This window comes from Rahnella sp. PCH160, from assembly GCF_047784855.1.
Classification (GTDB): Bacteria; Pseudomonadota; Gammaproteobacteria; order Enterobacterales; family Enterobacteriaceae; genus Rahnella.
The window spans coordinates 821,025-847,753 of the sequence record NZ_JBLOGT010000001.1; the positions used below are offsets into that span (position 1 = coordinate 821,025).

A 26,729-nucleotide genomic window follows, 5' to 3' on the forward strand; every position below is an offset into this window, starting at 1 on the left:
TTATTTACGGACGGCTGATGCGGCCCGGTAGCATGCGGCGCAGAATGCCGTCGCGGAGAACGTAGTGATGGAAAAGTGCGGCCAGCGCGTGAATGCCCGCCAGCACAATCAGCGCCCAGGCGACGTTGTTGTGTAACGCGCCGAAGGTGCGGGTCATCACGCTGTCGAAATTGAAAACGTCAGGAATGGGGAAAAGCCCGAAGAAGTAGAAAGGCTCGGCCTGCGACCAGCGGAATAAAAAGCCCAGCACGATCTGAGTGATCAGCAAGATATAAAGCGCCAGATGGGTCAGATGTCCGGCGGCTTTCATCGCCACCGACATGGCGACGGGCTCCTGTTTGCTGCGTCCGGTGCTGACCGTGAACAGCCGCCACAGCAAACGCCCGAGAATGATCGCCGCCAGTAAAATCCCGACAGAAATATGCACGGATTGCAGCCCTTTGCGCAGCGGCGTGCCGCGCTCAAGCACTTCCCAGATATGCGCGCTGGCAAAAAGGAAAATGACGCACAGCGCCGTCAGCCAGTGCAGAAGAATGGTCAGCCCGTCGTAACGGTGGCGGGAAACAGATGTGGAAGTTTGCATAAAAAGGGTGCCTGTAAGTGTTCGATATCAAGTAAACACCTGAGCACCACTTTTTATTCGGTGTGAATAACAAAAATCCCTGGATAAGGGGGAAAGAGCCTTCGAGAGTGTGAAAGATAGCCTATATATAAAGTGGAGGCGGCATAAACACTGGCCTGACGTCGACAGAATTCCACGTTAAGTCGGAGAAAATATCAGTTATTACACAATAAAGATTTGTTCTGAGTAGCCGATAACCGTATTGGGCGCTTTATACGTCATAGGCTGCGTCATAATTTTGCATTTATTTCTGATGAGGTGCGGCAGGTGAGCGAAGTATCCAGAGAGTCGTTTGCTAAGCGGAACACGCTGGCAATCTTGTCCGTACTGCGTGACTTGAAGAAGAACCAGACGCTGGTCATGGTCAGTCACGCCCGCGGGCAATTTATCAGTAAAATTTTGGACGTGGATTCCGATAACCACCAGTTTTTGTTCGATCTGGGCAGTTCAGATTATGAAAACAGTCTGGCGATCAATGCCGGAACGCTGAACTTTGTCGCGGAACCGACCGGTGCGAAAGTGGAGTTTGCCTGCGGGCAGGTGCGTCAGGTGACGTATGAAGGCCTGCCGACGTTTACCTGCGACATTCCGCCTGTTTTGTATTTTATTCAGCGCCGTGAGTACTTCCGCGTGAACGTTCCCTGGCTGCCGGATTACCGTTGCAGCGGAAAACTGCCGGATACTTCGGCGTTTGCGTATCGGGTCAGAGACATTTCTCTGGGCGGCCTTGGGCTGGAAATTGACGGAATGACGCCACCGGAAATCTCGTCCGGTGCAGTACTGAAAGATTCGCTGATTCAGCTGGCCGAACTCGGCTCTTTCAAGCTCGATTTGCAATATATCGGCGCGATGCCACGTAAATCTGTCAGCAATAAAGGCGAAACGGTCAGCACGCAGCGGCTGAGCTTTAAGTTTCCGAATTTGTCGCCCGCACAGGAACGCGACCTGCAACGGGCGATTTTCGAGCTGGAAAAACAGCAGCATCTCAAAGCCAGACGTTTCCAGGAAAGTTAACGTTCAGGGCTTTAACTCTCAGGGTTAAGTCATACCGGCTCAGATAAACATGCCGCCTGATGCTTCCACGCGCTGGGCGTTCATCCAGCCCGCTTCATCGCTGAGCATCAGCGCCACCATCCCGCCGATATCATCCGGCAAACCGGCTCGCCCCAGCGCGGTGTTCGCGGAGACAATCTGGTTCACTTGCGGATTGTCACGCACCATCCCGCCGCTGAAATCCGTTTCAATCGCCCCCGGCGCCAGAACGTTGGCGGTGATACCGCGCGCGCCTAACTCTTTTGCCTGATAACGGGTCAGCACTTCGACAGCGCCTTTCATGATGGCGTAAGCCGAAGAACCCGGCAGCGAAAACCGCGCCAGACCGCTGGAAATATTCAGAATTCGGCCACCGTCGGCCATCAGCGGCAGCAGTTTCTGCGTCAGGAAGAACGGCCCTTTCAGGTGGACGTTCATCATCAGGTCAAACTGTTCTTCGGTGGTGTCGGTGAACGCTTCATGCAGCCCCACGCCCGCATTGTTGACCAGAAAATCAAAAGTCCCGCGCTGCCAGACCTGCTGAAGCTGCGTTTTCACCTCAGCCACAAATGCATCAAACGATCCGGTTTCGCCGGTATTGAGCGCTAAAGCCACCGCCTTTCCGCCCGAGGCTTCCACCGCCTGCACCACGGTTTTCGCGGCTTCACTCTGACTGTGGTAAGTGAAAATGACGTCTACACCCTTTTTCGCCAGTTTTTCAATGGCATTCCGGCCTAAACCACGGCTTCCGCCGGTTACGATAGCGATTTTACGATTCATTTCAGACCTCATTGGCTTTTGGTACGTTTTCGTTGTTTAAAACACAGCCTATTGGACTCCGCCATAATGATAAATAGTCCATAATGAGTTTCACTGTCTCAGAACCAACAACAATCGGGCAAAATGTGGATAAAATTCAATCAATGAAGGTTTTCGTCCGTGTCGCGGAACTGAGCAATTTTACCCGCGCAGCCGAAAGTCTGGGATTACCGAAAGGCAGCGTGTCGCGGCTGGTCCAGCAACTGGAAATCCGCATGTCCGCCCGTTTGCTGCACCGTTCCACGCGCCGCGTTCAGCTGACGCAGGACGGACAGGTGTTTTATCAGCGCTGCAAAGAACTGCTTTCCAGCATGGAAGAACTCGAATCGATGTTTCAGTCGAACCCGGCGAGCATCAGCGGGCGGCTGCGCGTGGATATGTCGGTGGGCATGGCGACGCATCTGGTGCTGCCGCGTCTGGCGGAGTTTCTGAACCGCTATCCGGCGCTGGAAATCGAACTGAGCAGCACCGATCACCGCGTGGACGTGGTGCGCGAAGGGTTTGACTGCGTGGTACGCAGCGGAACTTTGAAAGATTCCGGCCTGATCGCCCGCCCGCTGGGGCATCTGAGCGTGATCAACTGCGCCAGCCCCGGTTATCTGCAACGTTACGGCACGCCGGATCACCCCGATCAGCTGGCGCAGCACGCGATGGTGCATTACGAACAAACGCTCGGCAGCCACACCTCCGCGTTTGAATATCTCGACGGCAAGCAGGTGAAAACCGTCAAAAGCGGCGGCGCGGTGACGGTCAACAGCACGGAAACCTATGTTTCGGCCTGTCTGGCCGGTCTGGGGATTATTCAGGCACCGCTGATTGGTGTGCGCAATGCCCTGGCGGGCGGCCAGCTGGTGAGCATTTTGCCGCAATTTCGCGCGCCGCCGATGCCGGTGACGCTGGTGTATCCGCACCGCCTGAACCTGTCGCGGCGCGTCAAAGTCTTCATGGACTGGCTGACCGAAATCACTCAAACGTTCATTGCCTGAGCAGTTAAACCCGCGCGCCATCGCCCGGACGGTTCAGGCGTCTATACTTAAGGCCGGATGCACTTTTAAGGACAACATGGATCAATGCCCATTATTTCCAAGCAAGAACCGGTAAAACAGGAAAAACCCGCCCCGCTGATTAACATCAAAACCGGCAATTCGACGGTGGATAAAAACATCGGCAGATTTTCACGCCTGGTGGAACACGTTCAGTCCTGGGGCTGGGTCGCGCATTTGCTGCGTGCCACCGAACGTTTCAACGATCGTCTGGGCAGCCAGTTTGGCGCAGCGATTACCTATTTCTCGTTTCTGTCGCTGATCCCGATTCTGATGGTTTCCTTCGCCGCCGTGGGTTTCGTGCTGGCCTCCAATCCGGATCTGCTGGCCGGCCTCATCAATAAAATCGTGAACAGCATCAGCGACCCGAATCTGGCAAATACGCTGAAAAGCACCGTCAACACGGCCATTCAGCAACGTACCGCGGTCGGGTTATCCGGCCTGCTGATTGCGCTGTACTCCGGCATCAGCTGGATGGGGAATCTGCGAGAGGCGATCCGTGCTCAGTCGCGTGACGTCTGGGAACGCAATCCGCAGGATCAGGAGAAGATTTACCGCCGCTACATCCGTGATTTTATTTCGCTCACCGGGCTGGTGCTGGCGCTGATTATCACGCTGTCGCTGACCTCGATTGCCGGTGCGGCGCAAAAAACCATTGTGGATGCGCTGGGACTCGGCGGTATCGAGTGGCTGAGGCCGGTGATGACCAGTATCACGCTGGTCATTTCGATTGCGGCCAACTATCTGCTGTTCCTGTGGATTTTCTGGATGCTGCCGCGCCACAAACCACGCAAGAAAGCCCTGCTGCGCGGCACACTGCGGGCGGCAATTGGCTTTGAGGTAATCAAGTTTGTGATGACCATGACGCTGCCAAAACTGGCCACCTCGCCTTCCGGCGCGGCCTTCGGGTCGGTGATCGGCCTGATGGCGTTCTTCTATTTCTTTGCCCGCCTGACGTTGTTTATTGCCGCGTGGATTGCCACCGCAAAATACAAAGATGACCCGCTTATGCCCGATCACACGAAAAAGGGCGCAAAAACGGCCAAAACGGCGTCGGGAAACGACAGTGAATACACGCCTGACGATCTCATCGTGCCAGATGAAATCCATATCACCGCCGTTAATTCCGCAAGTGAAACCAAAAAGCAGTGAATAACACCAGATAGCGGTTCTCACCCCCTTAAAACCAGAATAACTGACTAATGGCCGTACTTTTATTTCACGGTTTTGCAGTCAGTTACTCTGAATTTATTCCATTGAGCAAACTTATGATTTGCAAATGGGCAACGCCAAAAAAGAATCCCCCGATCCCGTCCGAAATGCCGTTTTTGGGCATTTCTCCCTCGTTGAAAACCCGTCTGGCTGTGCATAAGATGCCCTTTCACCGCACATTTATTTACAAACCCTCTATTTCATCAACAACAAATAAGAAACACTTATGCAAGCCTCCATCGCTCAAGAATTAGAAGCTGACGCCAATCTGGTGAATCAGAACTCACGCGGAAAAGTCATCGTTGCGTCGCTGATCGGGACGGCTATCGAGTTTTTCGACTTTTACATTTATGCCACTGCCGCGGTGATCGTGTTCCCGCATATCTTCTTCCCGCAGGGCGACCCGACGGCCGCCACGCTACAGTCGCTCGCCACTTTCGCTATCGCCTTTATTGCGCGCCCGATTGGTTCCGCGCTGTTCGGGCATTTCGGCGACCGCGTCGGACGTAAAGTGACGCTCGTGGCGTCCCTGCTGACCATGGGCGTTTCCACCGTCGTGATCGGCCTGCTGCCGACTTACGCAACCATCGGCGTTTTCGCACCAATGCTGCTGGCGCTGGCGCGTTTTGGTCAGGGTCTCGGTCTGGGCGGCGAATGGGGCGGCGCGGCATTGCTCGCAACTGAGAATGCGCCACCCAATAAACGTGCGCTGTACGGCTCTTTCCCGCAGCTTGGCGCGCCGATTGGCTTCTTCTTCGCCAACGGCATGTTCCTGCTGCTGTCCTGGCTGCTGACCGACGAACAGTTTATTTCCTGGGGCTGGCGCGTGCCGTTCCTGCTTTCAGCGGTGCTGGTGCTGGTCGGTCTTTACGTGCGTGTCTCCCTGCACGAAACGCCGGTGTTCGCCAAAATCGCCAAAGCCGGTAAACAGGTGAAAGTGCCGATTGGCACCCTGTTCACCAAATACAAAAAAGCGACCCTGCTCGGCACGTTCATCATGGTGGCAACCTATACGCTGTTCTACATCATGACCGTGTATTCGCTCGGTTACGGCACGGCGGCGAAGCCGGTCGGTCTGGGCATTCCGCGAAACGAATTCCTGCTGATGCTGATGATTGGCGTGATCGGCTTCGGCGTCATGGTGCCGGTTGCCGGTCAGTTGGCGGATAAATTTGGCCGTCGCAAGACCATGATCTGCATTACCCTTCTGATGATTGTTTTCGCACTGAACTTCCCGGCGATCCTCGGCTCAGGCTCGCAGGCGCTGGTGATGGTCTTCCTGCTGTGCGGTTTTATGGTGATGGGGCTGACATTTGGCCCGATGGGCGCACTGCTGCCGGAACTGTTCCCGACAGAAGTCCGCTACACCGGCGCATCCTTCTCCTATAATGTGTCTTCGATACTGGGTGCGTCCGTCGCGCCGTACATCGCCACCTGGCTGGCAACCCATTACGGGTTGTTCTATGTGGGCATTTATCTGGCCTTTATGGCAACGCTGACACTGATTGCGTTGCTGCTGTCCAAAGAAACTGCCCATCAGTCGCTATAACTTATCCGGACACCGTGTCAGGGTTTGCGCCCTGCACGGTGCCTTCTGCGAAGGTTTCTTATGCGTTTACGACGATTAGTTTTGCCTGCTCTGCTCCTGCTTATCATCATTGCCGCCGCTCTCTGGTATTTCTGGCCCCACTCTTCAAATCCCAACGCTTTGTGGAACATCATCAGCCAAAAATGCGTGCCGGCGGGTAAACCCGATCCCTGCGCGCAGGTGGATGAACAGCAGGGATTTGTGGTACTCAAGGATATGAACGGACCGTTGCAGTATTTACTGATGCCCAGCGCGCGGATCACCGGCATGGAAAGCCCGGCGCTGCTCGAGCCGGAAACGCCTAACTTCTTCAATCAGGCCTGGAATGCGCGGCATTTTATGGCGGATAAATACGGTAAACCGATTGATGACAGCAATATCTCGCTGGCGGTTAATTCACAATACGGACGTTCGCAGAATCAGCTGCACATCCATATTTCCTGCCTGTTGCCGCAGGTAAAAACCACGCTGGCCAGAGATGGCGCACAGATGGGATACAACTGGCAGGAGCTGCCGGATAAATTGCTCGGCCACACCTATCTGGCGCGTAAAGTGACGCCCGCCGAGCTGCATGAGAAAGGCGCGTTCAGGATTCTGGCGCAAGGCGTGCCGGACGCGGATAAGAAAATGGGCCACTTCGGCATGGCGATGGTCAGCTTGCAAAGCGGTGATTTCCTGCTGCTCGCCAGCGAGCGCAATTTACTGAAGCTCAATAACGCCTCGACCGAGGAAATCCAGGACCATAACTGCGCGGTACTGGATCCTGTGCCGGTTCCCTGAAGCGCGCCGTTACTCAAATAAACAGCGCGGGAGAAATGCCAAAACGGGCCGCAAGCTTGCCAATATGTTCGACGGTCAGCTTGCGTTCTCCGCGTAAAATCCGCGACACCAGCGATTTTCCGCCGATTTCATCGGCAAAATCACTCTGCTTTAAGCCGTACTGATCCTGTAATGGTCTAATCATTTCGGACACTTTGTTAGAGATATAATGAGCAACGCTAACGAGGTGAAAATGCGAAGAAAAACGTTTACCCATGAGTTCAAGCAGGAATGTGTCAATTTGGTTCTGCAGCATACGTACCCGGTGACCCAGGCTGCTGAAACGATGAATATCGGTCTTTCAACATTGCAACGCTGGTTACGCCAATATCGCGAAGAAGTCAGGGGAGATACTCCCATCGCCACCGCGATTACGTCTGAACAACGACGAATACAGGAACTTGAAAAGCAGGTGCGTCAGTTGCAAAGCGACAATGACCTGTTAAAAAAGGCTTCAGCCTTCTTCGCCATGGAAATGAACAACGACAAAAAGTCGCGGTGAAGCTGAAGAAGGCCGGGGTAAACATCCAGCAAGTATGTCGATGCCTGTCGCTCACGCGCAGTGTATTTTACGCCCGGAGCCGGCGGCCAGCCCTCAGAGCAAATGTTCTGATGCTTCATGCGGCGGCTAAGCATGTTCATGCTGAAATGGATGCGACGTATGGCAGTCGGCGCATGTGTATTGAGCTGCGTGAACAGGGTTTTAACGTTGGCCGATACCGTGTCCGTCAGATAATGAAATCACAGTCACTGGTTGCGAAGCGTCCCGGACGTCATCGCTATCCTCGAGGTGGTAAACCAGCTGTAGTGGCGGCTAATCTGTTGAATCGACAGTTTAATCCAGAGACATTAAATACCTGGTGGTCAGGTGATATCACCTATCTTCGTACCGCTCAGGGCTGGTTATATCTGGCTATTGTCATGGACTTATGTTCAAGAAAAATAGTGAGTTGGGCCTTCTCGGACAAACCGGACAGCGCCCTGACTATCCGGGCATTACGACTGGCGGTTAATAAACGACGGCCAACAGGCCCGGTCGTATTCCATGGCGATCAAGGTGCTCAGTATACTAGCGCCCAGTTCCAGTCCTGCCAGCAGGAACTTGATGTGACGGGCAGTATGAGCCGCAAGGGTAACTGTCTGGATAATGCCGTTACGGAGAGGTTCTTCCGCAGCCTGAAAGCAGAGAGCGTTAACTACCGTCGCTATGAAACCCGAAGTCAGGGCATTGCGGACGTTATCGATTATATCGACAGTTTTTATAATCTGAAGCGTCGGCATTACCGGCTGGGAAATATATCGCCGAATGAATATGAACGCCGATTATAACAATGTGCCTAAATCCGTGTCCGGTTTTAGTTGACCATTACAGAATTTGAGAGGGTTTATGCCCTAATGGATTAAGCCTGTACGCATTTGATCCATTCTCATAAAATGTATGTGTGTCGGGGCTATTAATATTTCGCAGTGGGTATGGCCAAGTTGTTCCTCCTACTAGCTCCATCATAACATTTCCTCTGCTGTCTCCTATGAACCGGCCAACAGGCTGCCCTGTAATCGGATCTATTGTACATTGCTGATTTGCAGCCAGCCCCATAGGGTCAATGCTTTGCAACGGATCCAACACATACCCATATAAATTCCATCCGCCTCTCAACCCAATCGAATCCTGCGTAATATACCGTCCCAGCGCTGGATCATAATAACGATGGCGGTTGTAATGCAGCCCCGATTCCTCGTCGTAATGCTGACCCTCCATTCTTATTGGCTGATGCAGTTTGTACGGATTAAAAATATCTACCGCGTTCCCCCAGACGTCTGAAATCGCGTCCCATTCCACCTTGCCGATTTTGTGATTAATAAGCGCAATCAGTCCCGGTCGACTGCATATGTGTGTAGTGATAATCGCCGAGATCTGTGTCCGTCTGCCTGACAGTTTTGTAGTTGGAGGGAACATATCCAAAAAGTAAATTGCACTAAAATAACTGCAGCCTCTGAAATATTCATTCCATTTTACTTTCGAACTATCTTCGAGCCAAGAGTCCTTGTATCTGATTAAAGTATAGCAGCCTCCTCTGTTATCAGGCATATCAGGAGTCATTCCTCCTGAATACATCTTAAATAGAAATTCATTATCTCTAATTTTCTCCATGGAATAATCAAAAATATAGTCATCCGGAATTGCCCCTGGAGGAGTTATCTGAAAATGTGTTACACCTGAGAACACCATATAACCATCTTCAATATCTTCATCAGTATAAAACCCCCAATTGTGAGTACCAACCTTTAGCCTCGAAATAAAATCAATCTTAATTCTAACAATCAAATCCCAAGAGTCTATTTCAATCCCTCTGACTGCCCTATCGCCTAAGTAAACTCGCTCAATCATGATAAACCATTTAATTATCGAAAGGTTACGTTAATAAATATCGCCTACTCACCGATTTTAATTAATTTATCATTACTAAATGAAATTTTTATGTTATCGACCCAAATAATGTTCCCATCATCTTTTTGAATGATTTCATTTTCCTGCTCAGTGGTTTTTAATCCGGTTTTGACTTTTTCCAAGACACTTTTCTTTGACTTCCCGAACCACTCCTTTTCAAGCAGTATTTCCAATGCATTAGTCTTTTGAGTGCTGTTATTAACGCATTTTTCACTATAAGAAAGTGTAATCGAGCGATCGACCCATAAATAAGCAAAGCAAACACAAGAAATTAGTGATAAAAGAAGTAAAATGGAAAGAATTGCAGTTGTTTTTTTCATAATTTTCACTCTCCTGCTTCTAATGCTTTTTCAGCAAAAGTTCTACATTGATTTGAACTAAACGGATTCCAATTGTATTTATCTCTATCTTTGTTTTTTGCAACATTTTCGGCATATTTGTAAACCTTGTTTTGGTCGGCGTTTGCATTACAGGTCAATTTCGCAGATGTTCCTTTACCTGCTTTAGTGGCTAATGAAGTTAGCAACTTATCCATAGAAGCTTCCGTTGGGGAACCATCAGATCCAATTTCTAGATTAGGGACAGAGATTTTACGAATATTTCCATCTTCCGATGGAAGTTTAGAGCCTATAACTCCCGCGGCACCAGGGTTATACCTTCCATATTCATAATATTGAGTTTTACCTTTTTTATCATATCCGAGAGAGCCAGCATGTCCACCAAGCCATGTGCTCGTTTTTCCTTCAGCATACTCTATTGGATAGTCTGGAAATAAAACGGTACATGCAGCCAGACCCAATGGATCCATTCCAAGAACAGGATCCAACGGATAACCATATAAATTCCACCCACCTCTCAGCCCGATCGGATCCTGCGTAATATATCGCCCCAGCGCCGGGTCATAATAACGGTGGCGGTTGTAATGCAGTCCTGATTCCTCGTCGTAATGCTGGCCCTGCATTCTTATTGGCTGACGCAGCTTGTACGGGTTGAAAATATCTACCGCGTTGCCCCAGACGTCTAAAATCGCGTCCCATTCCACCTTGCTGGTTTTGTGATTTATCAGCGCAACCGGCGTGCCGAGATGATCGCAGTGGTACAGGTGCAGTTTGAGTTCACCGGCTTCCGGCAGCGGTTCCAGCCACGGGGCGAGATTTTCGGTTTTCAGGCCCACGGAGGCCAGCCACTGCAGGTGCGCGTCGCTGACGTCGTTACGGCGGATTTCCTTTTCAATATCATTAAAACGCTGGTGAATGTCGCCGGGGAACGGGCTGCCCGCGTCTTCTTCGAGCTTTTCCGCCAGCGTGCGGTGGCTGTCTTCCATCCGTGCGTGTTCGGCGCGCAGCAGCGGGACGAAGCTGCCGGGGTGATAAATGGTGTGCAGCTGGGTGTCGCGGTTTTCAGTCAGCACCAGCCGGTCGCCGTCCCAGCCGAACCAGGTGTTCTGTGTTTGTACTTCGCCCGATTGCGGATTGATTTGCGTGACGTGCTTACCGACGCGCCGCCCGAGCGGGTCGTAGATATACCTCGCTTGCGTCTGAATCTGGCCGTCTTCTTCCGTTGTCAGGCGCGTCAGCCGGTGCGCCTGGTCGTAGGCGAAGTGGCTGATGGCTCCGCGCGGTGCCTCCATCCATCCGGCGCGGTACGGGCGTTTTTCCGTCAGGTTGCCAGATTTGTCGTACTGATAAAGATACCGCTCGTCGTGCTGCACGCGGTTGTGATGCCAGACCGGCAGCGTGTCGGTTAACGGCGTGTTCAGGTCGGGATGCGTGCAGTTGCGGTTACCGGCGGGGTCGGTCAGGGTGGCGAGAAAGCCGTCGGGGGAGCTGACGCTTTGCACGCGTCCGGCGGGCGTATAAGCGTAGTGATGGTCACCGAGGCCGGTGGTCATTTTCGTCATCTGTCCGGCGGTGTTGTAGTGATAATCGCGTTTCAGGTTCGGATGGCCGGTGTCCGGCGTTTGCTGCGCGGCGAGTTGTCCGGTCAGTGAATAGGCGTTTTCGCTCTGCCAGTTTTGGCTGAACCGGCGTGTGGTTTCGCGGTGCAGCCTGTCACGGCTGAGTTCGAGCACCACGTCGTGCCCGAGCTTCACGCCCAGTAAATGGCCGGGGCCGTAGGTCTGCCAGTGGATTTCCGGCAGGCCGTCGTAGCGGGCTGAGACCTCGAACCCGCGCGGGTCGAACTGGTGGCGGACGGTGTGCTGCCACAGCAGGTCGCCGTGCGCGTTGCGGATAATCTGCCGCTCGCCGGTCAGGTTGTCGTTGTCGTCGTACTGAAAGCGCACGGTGACCAGATGCGTTTCGCTGCGATGGGCGGTTTCGTTGACGCGTCCGGCGGCGTCATATTGCCAGAGCACCTCGTCCGGGCCGTCGCCGGTGTCCAGGCGCTGCTGACGCACAAGGTGACCTTCCTCATCGTAGTGCCAGTGGGTAATCAGCCCTGCGTCGTCGCTGCGGATAAGCTGTCCTGATAAGTCGTACAGATAATTTTGCACGCACCCGTCAAACCCGGTTTCCTGTATCAGGCGGTCCATGAGGTCGTAGCTAAAATGCGTCTCCGCGCCGTTTTCATTAACCAGCCGCACCAGCCTGCCCGCGCTGTTGAATTCGGTTTGTCGCGTGAGCCCGCCTTCGGTTTGTGAGGTCGGGTTGCCGCGCTCATCGTAAGTCTGCGTGGACTGACTGCCGTCGGGGCGGGTGATGGTAATGACGTCGCCCGCCGCGTTGTATTCCCAGCAGGTTTTGGCTCCGCCCGCATCTTCGCGAACAATCCGCCTGCCGCGCGCGTCGTACGCAAAACGGGTTTTCATCCCTTCTTCATGCAGGATTTCCACCGGCTGGCCGTCGCGGTTGTAGCGATAGGTGGTTTTGAAACCGGAACAGTCGGTAAAACTTTCCAGCAAACCGGTCGCGTTCCAGTCCAGCGTCTGGCGTCCGCCCGCCGCATCTTCGGTGGCACCCGGATGCGCACTTTTATCGTCGGCATAATGATACTTGCGGGTCTGATTCAGGGCGTCGGTCTCAGCCGTCAGCCTGCCAAATGAATCGTATCCTTTACGTACCTGACGTCCGTCGGGCGCGGTAGCCGAAATCAGCTGACCGGCGCGGTTATAGCTGAACCGGCTGCGTTTTTCACCGCCGGGATGGACGATTTCGGTCAGGTCGCCGCTGGCCGGATTGAGATGAAATTCGGTGGTACGCCCGGCGGCATCGGTCTGCGACGTCAGCCCGCCGCGGCTGTCGAAGGTGCTTTGTACACAGCTACCGTCAGCGTTGTCGAGTTTAACCACGCGGCGCAACCCTTTCTCACCCTCAAAATGATACACACGCAGCCGCCCGAGGCTGTCGGTGACGCGGGTCTGATTTTTGCCGTATTCAAACTGATAACTCAGGCCACCGGGATTGACCTGCGAAACAACCTTGCCGGACGCGTCGTAAACGTAGCGGGATGCAGGACGTCCGGCGTAGCGGTGGGCAACCATCAGGCCGGAAAGTTCGGGATGCCAGTCAAACTGCCGGACCCTTTCACCGGCGCGGTCGTACACGGTTTTCAGCTCGCCGCGCGGGCTGTACTCGTAGCGGGCCAGCGGTTTTGACGGCAAATCCGGAAACGCCACATCCTTCGTCAGCCAGACGGCGGATAAGCGAACGGCGCAATCAGCGCCCCAGCCGGTGTTCAGAACGGGTTTAAAATCCGGCAGCGTGAGTAATTCAAGGCGGAAACGCCGCCCGCCGCTGTCAGTGACGCCGGTAATCTGCCCGGCAAATTCGCCTTCTGCGTCGCGGTGATAATTAAGCTGATGGCCGAACCGGTCGGATAGGCCAAAAAGGACGCGGGATGACGGCAACGGGCGGGGCAGCACGTCTTCAACAGTCGCGGGTAACTGAACGCAGCCCAAAATCCACCAGGGGCCGGTGGCGTCATTGGCTACAAAATAGTAATGCGGGCTGTTGCGCAGTGCCTCCGGCAAGGCCTGCCAGAGCGGACTGAGCGGATGATTATCGGCCTGCTTATCCACGCCGCCGCGCGCCAGCCAGAGTTTTTCGCTGTGGCTGAAGGCAATCTGGCCGGGCGGAAGCAGGTGGAAATGAATGCTGCGCCCCGAATTATCGTTGAGGATAAGTTCGTCAGCACGGATTTGCAGGCGGATATCCGCCGCCGCCGACCAGCCGGGGCCGAACATCCCGACCGGCGCAGGCGTATCGGTTTTATAGCTGCTGTAAGAACGTGAAAGCACAAAAGGCAAAGCCGCAGGCAGCGCAATATCGGTCTCACCGGGCAGAACTTTGGCACCGAGCGACGGGTTAACCGGGCTGCCTTCCAGAACGCCGCCGGGGCAAACCGAGCACGCCACGCCGGTGGGGGCGCCAATCATAACGCCCAGAGAACCCTGAACAATCGGGCCGCCAATGGCGGTGTTGTCGAACTGTCGGGCAGCGGGAAATCCGGTCATGGGTAAGTCCTTTTAGGTGAAGCGTCCGTGAAATGATTGATTTGAAGATGAGGTATTTATTGTTTTATTCATAAAATAAATACAACAAAATCAAATACATGGTTAAACATAAATCTTTAAGGGAGTGTGCGTTGTGAGGAGGTTCACAGGTGTGAGGAATGCAGAAAAAGTGAAGGGAAAACAGATAAAAAATCCCCGACATGAAGTCAGGGATACGTGGAAAACAAATGAACGAGAAAGAGAAAAACGGCGTTTCTAAAAAATCACTTCTCTTTCATCTGTTGCAATATCGGACCGCACTGATTTTCTTCGTTGTCGCTTGGGGAAATCAGCGCGAGTAATGCGGCTGCCGGGGCGACTACCGCGCCGAGAGCGATAGCGGCGGCACCACGGGCGATCAGCGGGCCGGGTTTTACACCCGCATCCGGGTTTTTATAGGTTCCACGAACATACAGCGGCGACCGCAGCGTCAGAATACGCACGCCCTTACTTTCCGGATTGATCGACAAATCCAGCCGCTCGGTCGCCATGTTGGTATTCCCGGTAATGTTGATCACCGCATTCTCGGTATCGAACACGAACAACCGTGGCGTCACCAGTCCGTTTTTAACATTCACGTTGGCGGCGGCGCAGTTAATCGCCACTTCGTCATCGCCAAACAGTTTGCTGACCACATAGTTCCCCACGTTCAGCCCGGCCAGTTCCATCAGACCACGGCTGATCACGCCGTCGTTGATGAGGATTTTCATGTCGCCGTTGCTGGTGCCGAGCAATGCCGCCACCGAATTCCCGGTGCCGGTCAGCGTCGCATCACCGTTTAAATCACCCAGGCTGCGCTCCATCGACTGTACGCTCGGCAGCAACTGTTTCAGTTTGAGCTTACGCGCATGAATATCCGCACGCGCCTGCATCGGCGATTTGTCACCTTCCAGCCGGACCGTGGAATTGAGATTACCGCCCGCCACGCCAAAACGCAGAGGGTCGAGCAAGATTACGCCGTCGGTCAGTTTCAGGTGTGTGCTTAAATCGCTCAGCGGCAGCGATTTTCCGTGCTCAATGCGTGTCGCGCTGAATTTCACATCCGCATCCATCACGCGCCAGCTTTTAGTATCAAACTTCTCCACCGGCAGCACTTTGTCGGCAGGCTGACGGGTCGCCTCGCCGCGTTTGGCTTTATCCGTATTGGAATCTGCACCGATCAGCGGCGCAAGGTCGGCGAAGCGCAGTTGTTTGGACACCACCTCACCGGTCAGTTTCGGCCTTGGTTTACTGGCCTGATACGTCAGCGAGCCGTGAATATCGCTGTCGCCAATCTGACCGTTGAAATTCTGATAACGGTAAATTGCGCCGCTTTTATCGTGCAGCGTTGCCGACAAATGGCCGTCGGTAGAATACGGCGGCGTTTGCGGCAGCAGGACACCGGTCAGACCGTACAAATCAGACAGCGTCTGCCCGGAGAATTTCAGGCGTAAATCCAGGCCGCCGAGGTTCATCGGATCCTGTAATGTCCCGGCGACGGCCACACGGGTTTTCCCAGAACGCACATCCGCCTGTAATGGGAACAGCGCGTCCGGGTCTTTCAGCGCCAGCATTCCGCCAATTTTCCCGCTGCCCGACAGCGATTCGCCGTTGTATTTGCCGTCCACTTTCCAGCCAAAAACGTATGGCGGCGTTTTGGTTTGCGGTGCCTCTTTTTTATCGCCGACCACTTCCGTAAACGGCAGCGGTTTCCCCAGCGGATCAATCACAGCGCGGAAATCAGCTTTAAGTTTGGCGTCTTTATAGTCAATCTGCCCGCGATCAAACACGATATCGTTGAGGGTAAATGACCAGGCTGACGGCGGCTGCGCAGGGTCTTGGGTATCGCTGTTAGCGAGATTGAACGTCCAGTTATTTTTGCCGTTATCTAAACGCAGCAGCGAGGCATCCGGCTGTTTCAGCCAGATGCGCGGGATCAGCACTTCTTTGTGCAGCAGCGCGAGCGGCGCAATGCTGGCATCGACGCGGGCGAGTTTCACCATCTGCGCGTCTTTTTCGCCGGTCTGAACGTCGGAAGGGTTTCCGAGCACGATATCTTCCGCATGGATGTGAGGCCACGGAACCCACGCACGCCAGCCCGCTTCATCTTTTTGCCGCGACCAGTCCACGCCCAAATCACCGCGGATGGCGAATTGCCGGTTGAGCTCGGTACTGACCTTTTGATTTATCGTGGGTTTGAGGCGGTTCCAGTCGAACATCGCAATGAAAATCACGATGAAAATCAACAGAATAACAATCACACCGACAACCCAGGAGATCACTTTACCTGTGCGGGTCATAAAGCTGTTCCTTTCAAGCAGTTAACGAATCCCAAGGTATAACCATAGTTGAATTCGTCACAGTTTGCCGGAAACGGCCTGCATGGGAAGGGGGAAATTATCAAGAAGAGAGGTCAGTAAAATCTTTAAAATCAGCGCGATATAATGCATCACACCACATCAACTCACCCGGTATTTTGAGCGTTAGCCTCAGGGAGTTAGGTGTGATTCATTATTCTTTGAAATGTATTGGCAGATTATCGAGATGATCGAAAACAACCGGGCGCGCGAGATAATAGCCCTGAGCGGCCAGCGCATCAGAATTACGCACCATCGCCCATTCGGCGGCGGTTTCAACCCCTTCAATAATCACGCCTTTGCTGTAGCGCTTCATCAGCGTCACCAGCGTGTAAAACAACCGTGAGCCTTCTTCGCTCTGGCCCAGCAGAATAAACAAATCGCGGGCAATTTTGATGTATTCGTAGTGCCAGGTGGTGAAGGAAGAGAAGTTAGCAATGCCCTGACCGAAATCGTCAAGCCACAACCGGTCGGACTGTTCGATTTGCGATAACGGAATGCTCAGCGCATTTTCAGCACTTTCAACCAGTTCAAAACGGACATACGGCATCGCGCTGATTTGCGCACGCAGCGCCGAATCAGACTGTAACATTTCCAGAACCTGACCATCGACGTTGATTGAAGCCAGTAATTCGTTATCGATGAACAGACTTTGCCAGCGCTGCAACAGGTCGAGTTGTTCCTGAACGATTTGCAGGCGTTTACCGACGGCGATCGCGACAAAATATTCTTCGGGCGAAATGAATTTATGCGGGTTCGCAGGGTGGAAAACCCCGGTCAGCAATTCAATCCCCAACAGTTTTCCTGTGGTGCGATAAATAGGCTGAAAACGGTACACTCTCTGACATTGACGCCAGTAAGACTGTGCTTTAACGCGTTCGATGGCGGTAAAAGAAGGCGTTATCAGCCCTAACATCATCTTAGTTATCATATTTTTCTGCCGTCATGAATAAGAATCAGATCATCAGGGGACATGCGGCAACATGTGTTGCGTGACTACAATGTGATCAGTAGCCCGATTTCCTGGCTTTCATTAGTTGAGATATCTATCGGCGCTGCGCGGGGAAACTTTAATCACTCCGCATTTCTTGCCGTTCCGCCCCAACCTGAAGTCCTGCGACGTCCACTTTTACCCTCTTTTTATTTCATTTCTTCGCTTCATGGCTAAAAAAATAAAACCTCGTTTTAATTTATTTGACTGACCGCATTCTTATGAAGAGACTAGAGCGCAATAATGACGGTCTTTTCTTTCCTTTCGTTTTAATGCTTCAGACATAGGCCAGGTACAATGACCCGCAAAAACATTGCCGTTATCGGCGAATGCATGATCGAGTTGTCTCAGAAAGGCGATGCCCTTCACCGTGGTTTTGGTGGCGACACGCTGAACACGTCTGTTTATATTTCCCGCCAGGTTTCGCCTGATGCGCTGAACGTTCACTACGTGACGGCGCTGGGCAATGACAGTTTCAGCAATGAAATGCTGGAAGCGTGGCAGCAGGAAGGTGTCCACACCACGCTGACGCAGCGTCTGGAAAACAAACTGCCGGGTTTGTATGTGATTGAAACGGACAGCACCGGCGAGCGCACGTTTTACTACTGGCGCAACGACGCCGCCGCGCGCTACTGGCTGGACAGCCCGCAATCCGAAGAGATTTGCCAGAAGCTGGCGGAGTTCGATTATCTGTATCTGAGCGGGATCAGCCTGGCAATCCTGAACGATGAAAGCCGTAAACGTCTGATGACGCTGCTGCAAGCCTGCCGTTCACGCGGCGGAAAAGTCATTTTCGACAACAACTACCGTCCGCGCCTGTGGGCCAGCAAAGAGCAAACGCAGGCGGCATACAACGCCATGCTTTCCTGCACGGACATCGCGTTCCTGACGCTCGATGATGAAGACATGCTGTGGGGCCAGAAGCCGTACGATGAAGTGATTGCCCGCACCCATGCGCTGGGCGTCAGCGAAGTCGTGGTGAAACGCGGCGCAGACAGCTGCATCGTGTCCAGCGCCGACGGCGAGCTGCATGACGTTCCGGCGGTTAAGTTGCCGAAAGAGAAAGTGATTGATACGACTGCGGCAGGTGATTCGTTCAGCGCAGGGTATCTGGCGGTTCGGTTAACCGGCGGCAGCGCGGTGGAAGCCGCAGTGCGCGGGCATGAGACGGCGAGTACAGTGATTCAGCATCGCGGGGCGATCATCCCGGTGGAGTTTATGCCAAACCGGGCATAAGGGCGGTTTTTCGCTTGCCACAGGGGGGCGCTTGCAGCGCGGTTTTCGCTTGCAGCAAATGGCTGGACCGAGAAGGTTTCGGTTTCTTACGTGCGGTGATCGCTTAACTCGCAGTGCCGAAACCGACCAAAAGAGGGAAGAGCTTTCCCTCTTTTGGATTTCTCCCCGCTTTTCAACACGCGCTAACGCTCGCTGGTTATGTTTCAGCCACGACAGTTATTGCCGCGAAATCTTGCCGCTACGCGGTTCCCTTGCTCGGTTTCGAGCCATAGGTCTCGAAACACTTCGCTCGGCAAGCTTTCTGAAAGCGGCTGGGGGCTTATCTAAATTCAACAGCATTCTGTTTTCTTGCTTAACTTCAGGCGAGAAAATTCACTCGTTTTATAATTAACATTCAGTAGTGAGGTTGCGAATTAGAAAGTTTGTGGCCGCTTTCAAAACGACGTCGAGTAAGTGGTGAGAAACGGCGAGAGTGTTTTTTCGAGCAGGTTCGAACCCGAAGTGAGAGTACCGCGAAGCGGCGGAGTTTGCGGCACTAGCAGACGTTTCTGAAACATAGCCAGCGAGCGATAGCGCGCAGTAAAAAAGACGCGGAGATTCAAAAGAGGCCCCGTCCTGGGTAATGCCGATCAGTTAAGGATCAGTTGAACGATCCAGTGGCTGTGTAAAAATCCAGAAACGTTCTTCGTTTCTGGATTTTTTTTATGCGCATTGCTCAGGCTCTTGAGCTCGTTTCCTGCTACGACTCTACCCGTAACCCTCTGACTTCTCTCGGTGATGTTCTGGATCCCGACCTTGTCTCCCGCTGTCTGGCCGAGTCAGGTTCCGTCACGCTGCGTAAACGCCGTCTCCCGTTGGAAATGATGGTCTGGTGCATCATTGGCATGGCGCTCGAACGCGAAGAACCCCTCCACCAAATCGTGAACCGTCTGGATATTATGCTCCCCGGCAACCGGCCCTTCGTTGCCCCAAGCGCCGTTATCCAGGCCCGCCAGCGCCTGGGAAGTGATGCCGTTCGCCGCGTGTTTACCCAAACGGCACAGGTGTGGCACAACTCCGTCACCCATCCACACTGGTGTGGTCTGACATTACTGGCGGTGGACGGTGTCGTCTGGCGAACCCAGGATACACCAGAAAATGATGTGGCTTTCCCGCGACAGACCTATGCCGGGCAACCGGGGCTTTATCCGCAGGTGAAAATGGTCTGCCAGATGGAACTGACCAGCCACCTGCTTACGGCTGCCGCCTTCGGTACGATGAAAGAAAGCGAATATACGCTGGCAGAAAAACTGATAGAACAAACAGGCGATAACACACTGACTTTACTCGATAAAGGTTATTATTCTCTGGGGCTGCTGAATGCCTGGCATCAGGCGGGAGAGAGCCGTCACTGGATGATCCCGTTGAAAAAAGGAGCGCAGTACGAAGAGGTGCGAAAACTCGGTAAAGGCGATCATCTGATAAGGATGAAAACCAGTCCTCAGGCCCGGAAAAAGTGGCCTGATCTGGGGGAGGAAATGACGGCTCGCCTTCTGACGTTTACCCGTAAAGGCAAAGTCTGCCATCTGCTGACCTCAATGACAGATGCCATGCGGTACCCGGGGGGGAAATGGCCGATCTCTACGGCCACCGTTGGGAAATCGAACTGGGTTATCGTGAAATTAAGCAGACGATGTTACTGAGTCGGTTAACGCTGAGAAGTAAAAAACCAGAACTTGTCGAGCAGGAGTTATGGGGGGTATTACTAGCCTATAATCTTGTTCGTTATCAGATGATTAAGATGTCTAAAACCCTAAAGGGTTACTGGCCGAATCAGCTAAGCTTCTCAGACTCGTGCAGTCTGGTGATGAGGATGTTAATGACGCTTCAGGGCGCATCTCCGGGCCGGATCCCCGAACTGTTGCGTAATCTGGAGAGTATGGCGCAGATGGTGAAGCTGCCGATAAGAAGAGAAAGGGCCTTTCCGAGAGTGGTGAAGGAAAGACCCCGGAAGTATCCAAAAGCACAGGAAAAAAGCCAGTCAGTTGCTTAACTGACTGGCATTACCCCGTCCTGGGCCTCTTTTGTCGGTTTCGGCGCAACAAGCTAAGCGGTCACCGCAATTGAAAAACCGAAACTTTCTCGATCCAGCCGTTCGCTGCAAGCGATAAACCGAAACTTTCTCGATCCTGAAATGGGGATAAATAAGGGTCCAACCCTTATTGAGCAGTCGCCGAAGCCGCTGGCACTTCCACCGCCGGGGTTTCCGCCGCCGGAGCAACATCGGCTGCTGCCATTATCTTATCGTACAACGCCCGTAACTCACCCGTATTCACCTCGGGTTCCCCTTTCGGCTGCGCGATTAACAGCGCCGGATCCCGAGATAACTGTTGTTTGAGTTCCTGATTCAATACCGGCAGGGTCAGCGTGGTCAGGAACTGCTGACGCAACTGCTGATACTGCTCCGGGGCAATATCCACCACACCATTTTGCTGCGAACGTAAACGCTGGCTCATCAGCACATCGGTGTCTGTCCGGGCGTAAGTGGCGAAAAGCTTGCTCAGTTGATCGTTCTTCTGCGCAATCAGCGCATCGAATTCCGCCTGAGAAATCCCTTTATCACGAACAGCCAGAAGCTCTTCGGACAAACGCTTAAACAGCTCAGTCAGCCTGGCCTGCGGCGCATCGATACGGATGGCGCACTGCGCCCGCTGGTACTGCACGTTGCAGTCAAAACCCAGGCCGGGGCCCGGCGTTGTCGCGTCTTTTTTACTTTCAAAGGCGCTTTTCAGCTCTTCCTGCAAATGCCAGAACAACGCTTCGCGGGCGAGATCACTGCGCCAGTAAGCTGCCAGCGCCTGCGAATCCTGGATTGGCTGCCACGCGTTATCCCACATTAATGAAAGACGATCCTGCGTCAGGTTGCCGTCCATCAGGGTCATCGATTTGGTCGTGACTTCCGACAGCGTCGGCAACGTTTGTGGCGTCTGACGGCTGCCTTTCAGCGGTGAGAATGTCCGGTTGATTTGTTCACCCAGCCCGCGGCTGTCGACATTACCCACCACAAACAGCGTCATCGCATCTGGCGTATACCACTGATGATAAAACTTCGTCAGGGCGTCGATATTGACCGGTTTAGTCGGCAACTGGTCCGGGCTATGCCCCACCAGCGTTGAGCCGACGATTCGGGTACGCCACCAGGCATCCTGAGTATTTTGCGGCAATGAACCCACCGGATCCTGCGATTCCTGTCGCGCGGCGCTGACCAGTGCGGGCGTCACGGAGATTTTTCCCGCCGTATTCGCCAGCCAGTTCAGCGCATCTTTCAGCAGCTCCGGGCGGTTATTCGGCAGGCTCAGGTTATACATCGTGAACTCATAAGAACTGACCGCGGGCGGCAATGGCCGCTGCGGATTGATACTTTGCTGCCAGAGTGATTGCAGCTCAGACGTGCTGAATCCTTCGCTGTGCATCAGCGCCAGACGCGGAAGGAAATGGGCGTAGCCCGCCTGCTGGGCAGATTCTGCCAACGAGCCGGTGCGTACCACCAGACGTAATTCGATACGATCGCTTGGGCGTTGCGGCGTGGTCAGCAACTGCCAGGTAAATCCATTATCCAACTTGCCCTGCTGCCAGGCCGGGTCAGGTTGTAATGCTTCAGCTTGCACATGACTTGCGGCTGCTGCCAGCAACAATCCACCAACGAGTAAACGGATTTTGGTGCCCTGCATGTGAACCCCTACGTAATAACAATCTAATGTTCAAATATGCTGTCCTGCCGGTGCCGCTCGGCGAGCCCACAGGAACTGAATGCGTAAGTTAAGGACGAAAATTACAGCCCTTCGTTAGACCGCGCCTTTTTCGCAATGTCGCGCAGCCCATGAAAATATTCTGGTAAAAAGCGCCGGAGGTGGCCTTTAAGGGATTTATTATGAAGATAATCCACCGGTTACATCAAGTAACCGGTCGATATTAGGGGGGGTTGAGGCTAAATAAATGCGTTTTTAGGCGCGTTTTGCGATATTTTCCTCCGCTAAGCGGTCATTATTCAGAAACCAGACGCCGATTTTTCCGCTTCCGTCAGGCCTTTCTGACCATTCAGGGTGGCTTTTAACTGCCCTTCATCCAGCTGATCACACCATTTTGCGACCACGATTGTCGCCACGCCGTTACCCACCAGATTGGTCAGCGCACGGGCTTCCGACATGAAGCGGTCAATACCCAGAATCAGCGCCAGCCCGGCAACCGGTAAGTGACCGACCGCAGAGAGTGTTGCCGCCAGAACGATAAACCCGCTTCCGGTCACCCCCGCCGCCCCTTTTGACGATAACAGCAGCACGACAATCAGGGTGATCTGATGCCAGATATCCATGTGGGTATTGGTCGCCTGCGCGATAAATACCGCCGCCATGGTCAGATAAATCGATGTGCCGTCCAGGTTGAACGAATAGCCGGTCGGGATAACCAGACCTACCACGGATTTCTTACAGCCCAGACGCTCCATTTTATCCAGCATGCGCGGCAGTGCGGATTCAGAGGACGACGTGCCCAACACGATCAGCAGTTCTTCTTTAATGTAGTTAACAAACTTGAAGATACTGAAACCGGTGAAGCGGGCAATCAGCCCCAGCACCACGACCACAAACAGAATACAGGTCAGATAGAAGCACAGAATCAGCTGACCGAGCTGCAACAGCGAACCTACGCCGTATTTACCAATCGTGAATGCCATCGCCCCGAAGGCCCCTAAAGGCGCGAGACGCATGATCATATTGATGATGCCGAAAATGACCTGTGAGAAGCTTTCGATGACGTTGAAAATCAGCTGGCCTTTGTGGCCCATGCGGTGCAGCGCGAAGCCGAACAGTACGGCAAACAGTAACACCTGCAGGATATTACCGCTGGCAAACGCGCCAATTACGCTCGACGGGATGATATCCAGCAGGAACGGAATGATGCCCTGGCTCTGCGCCTGCTCAGCGTAAACGGCGACCGCTTTGGCATCCAGCGCCGCCGGATCAACGTTCATTCCTGCGCCAGGCTGGACGATATTCACAATCACCAGACCGATAATCAGCGCCAGCGTACTGACGATTTCAAAATAGAGCAGCGCGATAGCCCCGGTACGGCCCACGGCCTTCATGCTTTCCATGCCCGCAATGCCGGTCACCACCGTACAGAAGATGACAGGCGCGATGATCATTTTGATTAATTTAACAAAACCATCACCTAATGGTTTCATCTGAGCGCCGAGATCGGGATAGAAATGCCCCAGCAAAATACCGAGGGTGATTGCCGTAAGAACCTGAAAATACAGGCTCTTGAAGAGTGATTTTTTCATAAATACCCATCCTGAAGTGATTGCGCCGCCTTCTGTTTTTGTAGGGTCAAAGGTAATGAGCGGCAGCAGGGAAATAACACACACACAACATGATGGAAATAATTCGTTTCGCACTGCAATAACGGGTCATGAAAAACCAGAGCGGAAAGCATTCAGCAGCAAGTAATGTAATTAAAAAAAGTAAAGGAGGGGAGAAAAAGGCCGGACAGGAAGGGTTTTCCTGCCCCCTGGCAGATTCAGGCGGGCTGACAGAACTTCTGTTCGAACTCGTCTTTTGATAGCGGCGCAGAGAACAAATATCCCTGCCCGAACTGGATATTTTCTTTCAGCAGCCACTGACGCTGCGCTTCGGTTTCGACGCCTTCCGCAATCAGCTGAATGTTCATCGCGCGGGCAATCGACGCCACAATGTTCACCATCACTTCGTCTTCCGGCAGAACACTGACAAAACTGCGGTCTATTTTGATGACATCGATAGGCAAAGAACGCAGGCGGTTGAGATAATCCAGACCGGAATAACCCAGACCGAAATCGTCCAGTTCAATTGAGACGCCCACGGCACGAAGCTCGCTGAGCAACAACAGCGCGCGATCTAAATCATCAATGCGCGCCGTTTCAGTGATTTCCAGCACCAGTTGCCCCGGATTAATTTTGTAGCGGCTCAGCAGGCTGCGCAGTTCAGGCAGGAAATTACGCTGCTGTACCTGAACGCCGGACAAATTCACCGAGAGCGGCAAGGTAATGCCGCGCTGTTGCCAGTCGGCGAGAATGCCGCAGCCCAGCTCGAGGATTTTGTAACCTAACATGCTCATCACGCCAATTTCTTCGGCCAGCACAATGAAATCGCTTTCCAGACCATAACTGCCATTGGCCATTTTCCTGCGCAGCAGGGCTTCAGCCCCCACGACCGTGCCGGTCGCCATATTGACCTGCGGCTGAATGAACAACGTGAAATCGCTCTGCTCCATCGCGTGCAGAATTTCGTTTTCCTGCAACAGACGCTTCTGGATTTTCTCTGTCAGCTCCGGTTCGAAGAACAGGATCTGGTTTTTCCCCCGCTGATACGCCGACACTCTGGCTGCGCGCGCATTCATCATCAGTTGCTGCGCCGTGACCGGCGTTTCGCCCGTGTGCTGGACTATGCCGATGCTGCCCGTCGGATGCAGGGACATATTGCCGGAATCGTTTTCCTGCGGCGCATTAATGCGCTCCATCATTTGTCGCGCGAGACGCATCGCCATAAATGGCCGCGACACATCACCTGCCAGCAACGCAAATTCGTTATAACTCAGACGCGCCAGCAAACAGTGTTCCGGCAGCACATTCATAATGGAAGCAATCAGCGGGCAATCGACATGCCCGTCATCGCGCAGACTTTCAATACCGATCAGCATCAGGTGGAAGCCTTTTTCGGGCTCCGACGAATGCAACCGGTGTTGCAGGCGCAGCATAAATTGCTCTTCATTATTGAGACAATTTTCTGAAGGTAAGAGCGCGTCGTTCATTCTCTGCTGTGCTTTCTCCAGTTGTAACTGATTGCGGTTATAACTGCGGATCAGCATGCCGATTTCATCGTCTTCATGACGTTCCGGCATCGCCAACTGGTGATAAGGCACTTCGCTTTCCGGCAGCGATTCCAGCTCGCTGGCAATTGAGCGTAACGGTTTGACAATCAGACGGTTAATCACCCAGCTCACCGAGATAGTCAGGATCAGCGCCAGCAGCAAATACGTCGTCAGCATGGTCGAGAGCGCACTGACGATAAACTGATACATCCGGTACGAATCCGCCTGAAGTACCAGGTAGGCCAGCGGTTTGGGCGCTTTTGGGCTGGCAGCCGCAGAATAAAGAGGAACAGAAATGGTGACGGGCAGGTTAAAACCGCGCGTCACCCATTGCGGAACCGGCCTGCCGGGCGGGAAATGCGTGTGTAAGGCCGCAATCTCATTGGGCATCACGACGTCGGCGCGGCTGAGTATCCCAACCGGTTGCAGCGTATTGAGGATGTCCTGCGTTTCTTCCAGATCAACATCCAGCACCGCCTGCGACAACGGCTCGCGGACAGAATGTGCAATATTTTCAAGTTGCTGGGCGTAATCGTCCCTCCGTTGTTGCACAAAGTGAAACAACTGGATGACGATAAAAATACAAACGGCGATTGAAGCGATACTGGATACCGCCGCCATCTGCTTAATCGTTAATGAACGCCTGACCCGCAACTTATTTCTCCCTCAACTCCCGGGCTGATTTGCCCCACATACCCTAACAGGAACGGTACTTCTGCGCAGTATACCTCATTACCGGTTATTTCGAGGTGATTCACAATGTTTGACTATAAAAAACAACACGTTTGATGGGCAGCATCTACACTCATAACTCTTAAGGGTATTTCTCTTACGGTAAACATACATTAGGGGATGTCATTGAATACTTAGCAGCGTAATAAGATTCCGACTTCAAGATACTTAATGAAGATTGTGTGCTGCCGATCACACCAGAGGCAAATGATTAGTCTGCGCTAACACAAAAAAGCAGATAATTAATATCAAAAACCTTGTGTGACAACCAGTTATCAATGTGGTGCTATTTATGCGTGAAAATCCTATTTTTTGTAAAAAGTGCTCTATGCTGTTAAAGAGCTGATATATTAAGACGTGTCTGATTCCAACTAAAAACCTAAAGAAAATTAAACGGTTCACATCCTTTGTTAGCGGCCTTTTTAGGGGCGCTTTGACGCTCAGAAAATACTTATATATATAATCCTAGCGGG

18 protein-coding genes and 2 pseudogenes are annotated in these 26,729 nt (G+C 53.1%); 9 read left to right on the forward strand and 11 right to left on the reverse strand.

Annotated elements, in window-relative coordinates; genetic code table 11:
- Nucleotides 1-4: 4 nt before the first annotated feature.
- The gene (locus ACM5QY_RS03800) at nucleotides 5-583 is read right to left on the reverse strand and encodes a cytochrome b (RefSeq protein WP_416119270.1); all 579 of its coding nucleotides are present in this window, start codon (nucleotides 581-583) and stop codon (nucleotides 5-7) included.
- 306 nt (nucleotides 584-889) lie between these two features.
- On the opposite strand from ACM5QY_RS03800, the gene ACM5QY_RS03805 reads away from it, so the two are divergent.
- Entirely contained in the window at nucleotides 890-1,636 is a 747-nt protein-coding gene (locus ACM5QY_RS03805) for a flagellar brake protein (RefSeq protein WP_416119271.1), read from the forward strand.
- A 39-nt stretch (nucleotides 1,637-1,675) separates the two neighbouring features.
- Here the strand turns inward: ACM5QY_RS03805 and ACM5QY_RS03810 are convergent, their stop codons facing one another.
- Complete coding sequence (locus tag ACM5QY_RS03810; protein ID WP_416119272.1) at nucleotides 1,676-2,434, reverse strand: SDR family NAD(P)-dependent oxidoreductase; 759 nt, start codon at nucleotides 2,432-2,434, stop codon at nucleotides 1,676-1,678.
- Between the two features lie 125 nt (nucleotides 2,435-2,559).
- Between ACM5QY_RS03810 and ACM5QY_RS03815 the strand changes: the two genes are divergently transcribed.
- The 4 genes from ACM5QY_RS03815 to ACM5QY_RS03830 all read left to right on the forward strand — a co-directional run bounded on the left by ACM5QY_RS03815 (nucleotide 2,560) and on the right by ACM5QY_RS03830 (nucleotide 7,096).
- Nucleotides 2,560-3,459 (forward strand): LysR family transcriptional regulator, encoded by a 900-nt coding sequence (locus tag ACM5QY_RS03815; protein WP_416119273.1) that lies wholly within the window; start codon nucleotides 2,560-2,562, stop codon nucleotides 3,457-3,459.
- A gap of 84 nt (nucleotides 3,460-3,543) precedes the next feature.
- Nucleotides 3,544-4,668, forward strand: coding sequence for an inner membrane protein YhjD (gene yhjD, locus ACM5QY_RS03820; protein WP_416119274.1), 1,125 nt, complete (start codon nucleotides 3,544-3,546; stop codon nucleotides 4,666-4,668).
- Nucleotides 4,669-4,954: 286 nt separating this feature from the next.
- Nucleotides 4,955-6,277 (forward strand): MFS transporter, encoded by a 1,323-nt coding sequence (locus ACM5QY_RS03825; RefSeq protein ID WP_416119275.1) that lies wholly within the window; start codon nucleotides 4,955-4,957, stop codon nucleotides 6,275-6,277.
- 60 nt (nucleotides 6,278-6,337) lie between these two features.
- Nucleotides 6,338-7,096 (forward strand): CDP-diacylglycerol diphosphatase, encoded by a 759-nt coding sequence (locus ACM5QY_RS03830; RefSeq protein WP_416119277.1) that lies wholly within the window; start codon nucleotides 6,338-6,340, stop codon nucleotides 7,094-7,096.
- Between the two features lie 13 nt (nucleotides 7,097-7,109).
- Here the strand turns inward: ACM5QY_RS03830 and ACM5QY_RS03835 are convergent.
- A pseudogene (locus tag ACM5QY_RS03835) lies at nucleotides 7,110-7,280 on the reverse strand (helix-turn-helix domain-containing protein); the annotation flags it as partial.
- Nucleotides 7,281-7,304: 24 nt separating this feature from the next.
- On the opposite strand from ACM5QY_RS03835, the gene ACM5QY_RS03840 reads away from it, so the two are divergent.
- Both ACM5QY_RS03840 and ACM5QY_RS03845 read left to right on the forward strand, forming a co-directional pair.
- Nucleotides 7,305-7,637, forward strand: a complete 333-nt coding sequence (locus ACM5QY_RS03840; RefSeq protein ID WP_416119278.1) for a transposase — start codon at nucleotides 7,305-7,307, stop codon at nucleotides 7,635-7,637.
- A complete protein-coding gene (locus ACM5QY_RS03845; RefSeq protein WP_416119279.1) occupies nucleotides 7,634-8,464 on the forward strand; it encodes an IS3 family transposase in 831 nt (276 codons plus the stop codon). Before ACM5QY_RS03840 ends, ACM5QY_RS03845 begins: the two co-directional genes overlap by 4 nt.
- Before the next feature lie 37 nt (nucleotides 8,465-8,501).
- Here ACM5QY_RS03845 and ACM5QY_RS03850 read toward each other — a convergent pair whose 3' ends face one another.
- The 5 genes from ACM5QY_RS03850 to pdeH all read right to left on the reverse strand — a co-directional run bounded on the left by ACM5QY_RS03850 (nucleotide 8,502) and on the right by pdeH (nucleotide 17,343).
- Entirely contained in the window at nucleotides 8,502-9,524 is a 1,023-nt protein-coding gene (locus tag ACM5QY_RS03850; RefSeq protein ID WP_416119281.1) for a DUF6258 family protein, read from the reverse strand.
- A gap of 44 nt (nucleotides 9,525-9,568) precedes the next feature.
- Nucleotides 9,569-9,904 carry an Imm58 family immunity protein gene (locus ACM5QY_RS03855; protein ID WP_416119282.1) on the reverse strand — a complete coding sequence of 112 codons (336 nt, stop codon included), beginning with the start codon at nucleotides 9,902-9,904 and terminating at the stop codon, nucleotides 9,569-9,571.
- Nucleotides 9,905-9,909: 5 nt separating this feature from the next.
- Complete coding sequence (locus ACM5QY_RS03860) at nucleotides 9,910-14,037, reverse strand: RHS repeat-associated core domain-containing protein (RefSeq protein WP_416119283.1); 4,128 nt, start codon at nucleotides 14,035-14,037, stop codon at nucleotides 9,910-9,912.
- Nucleotides 14,038-14,300: 263 nt separating this feature from the next.
- Nucleotides 14,301-16,355, reverse strand: coding sequence for an AsmA family protein (locus ACM5QY_RS03865; protein WP_416119285.1), 2,055 nt, complete (start codon nucleotides 16,353-16,355; stop codon nucleotides 14,301-14,303).
- A gap of 211 nt (nucleotides 16,356-16,566) precedes the next feature.
- A complete protein-coding gene (gene pdeH, locus ACM5QY_RS03870; protein ID WP_416119286.1) occupies nucleotides 16,567-17,343 on the reverse strand; it encodes a cyclic-guanylate-specific phosphodiesterase in 777 nt (258 codons plus the stop codon).
- Between the two features lie 357 nt (nucleotides 17,344-17,700).
- Between pdeH and kdgK the strand changes: the two genes are divergently transcribed.
- Nucleotides 17,701-18,639 (forward strand): 2-dehydro-3-deoxygluconokinase, encoded by a 939-nt coding sequence (kdgK, locus tag ACM5QY_RS03875; protein WP_416119288.1) that lies wholly within the window; start codon nucleotides 17,701-17,703, stop codon nucleotides 18,637-18,639.
- Nucleotides 18,640-19,343: 704 nt separating this feature from the next.
- Nucleotides 19,344-20,671, forward strand: a pseudogene (locus tag ACM5QY_RS03880) (IS4 family transposase).
- A gap of 166 nt (nucleotides 20,672-20,837) precedes the next feature.
- On the opposite strand, the gene ACM5QY_RS03885 reads toward ACM5QY_RS03880, so the two are convergent.
- From ACM5QY_RS03885 to hmsP, 3 genes are all read right to left on the reverse strand, one after another.
- Nucleotides 20,838-22,349: a M16 family metallopeptidase gene (locus tag ACM5QY_RS03885; protein ID WP_416119289.1), complete on the reverse strand. Its 1,512-nt coding sequence runs from the start codon at nucleotides 22,347-22,349 to the stop codon at nucleotides 20,838-20,840.
- 317 nt (nucleotides 22,350-22,666) lie between these two features.
- Nucleotides 22,667-23,959 (reverse strand): dicarboxylate/amino acid:cation symporter, encoded by a 1,293-nt coding sequence (locus tag ACM5QY_RS03890; protein WP_416119290.1) that lies wholly within the window; start codon nucleotides 23,957-23,959, stop codon nucleotides 22,667-22,669.
- A gap of 236 nt (nucleotides 23,960-24,195) precedes the next feature.
- On the reverse strand, nucleotides 24,196-26,178 hold the full coding sequence (gene hmsP, locus ACM5QY_RS03895) for a biofilm formation regulator HmsP (protein WP_416119292.1): 1,983 nt from the start codon (nucleotides 26,176-26,178) through the stop codon (nucleotides 24,196-24,198).
- Between the last annotated feature and the right edge of the window lie 551 nt (nucleotides 26,179-26,729).

Bases quoted from the DNA above. Each gene is read 5' to 3' on its own strand.
- ACM5QY_RS03810 (WP_416119272.1), bottom strand. From the start codon at position 2,434: ATGAATCGTAAAATCGCTATCGTAACCGGCGGAAGCCGTGGTTTAGGC.
- kdgK (WP_416119288.1), top strand. From the start codon at position 17,701: ATGACCCGCAAAAACATTGCCGTTATCGGCGAATGCATGATCGAGTTG.
- ACM5QY_RS03885 (WP_416119289.1), bottom strand. From the start codon at position 22,349: ATGCAGGGCACCAAAATCCGTTTACTCGTTGGTGGATTGTTGCTGGCA.
- ACM5QY_RS03830 (WP_416119277.1), top strand. From the start codon at position 6,338: ATGCGTTTACGACGATTAGTTTTGCCTGCTCTGCTCCTGCTTATCATC.
- ACM5QY_RS03850 (WP_416119281.1), bottom strand. From the start codon at position 9,524: ATGATTGAGCGAGTTTACTTAGGCGATAGGGCAGTCAGAGGGATTGAA.
- yhjD (WP_416119274.1), top strand. From the start codon at position 3,544: ATGCCCATTATTTCCAAGCAAGAACCGGTAAAACAGGAAAAACCCGCC.
- ACM5QY_RS03860 (WP_416119283.1), bottom strand. From the start codon at position 14,037: ATGACCGGATTTCCCGCTGCCCGACAGTTCGACAACACCGCCATTGGC.
- pdeH (WP_416119286.1), bottom strand. From the start codon at position 17,343: ATGATAACTAAGATGATGTTAGGGCTGATAACGCCTTCTTTTACCGCC.
- ACM5QY_RS03840 (WP_416119278.1), top strand. From the start codon at position 7,305: ATGAGCAACGCTAACGAGGTGAAAATGCGAAGAAAAACGTTTACCCAT.
- ACM5QY_RS03855 (WP_416119282.1), bottom strand. From the start codon at position 9,904: ATGAAAAAAACAACTGCAATTCTTTCCATTTTACTTCTTTTATCACTA.
- ACM5QY_RS03890 (WP_416119290.1), bottom strand. From the start codon at position 23,959: ATGAAAAAATCACTCTTCAAGAGCCTGTATTTTCAGGTTCTTACGGCA.
- ACM5QY_RS03825 (WP_416119275.1), top strand. From the start codon at position 4,955: ATGCAAGCCTCCATCGCTCAAGAATTAGAAGCTGACGCCAATCTGGTG.
- ACM5QY_RS03865 (WP_416119285.1), bottom strand. From the start codon at position 16,355: ATGACCCGCACAGGTAAAGTGATCTCCTGGGTTGTCGGTGTGATTGTT.
- ACM5QY_RS03800 (WP_416119270.1), bottom strand. From the start codon at position 583: ATGCAAACTTCCACATCTGTTTCCCGCCACCGTTACGACGGGCTGACC.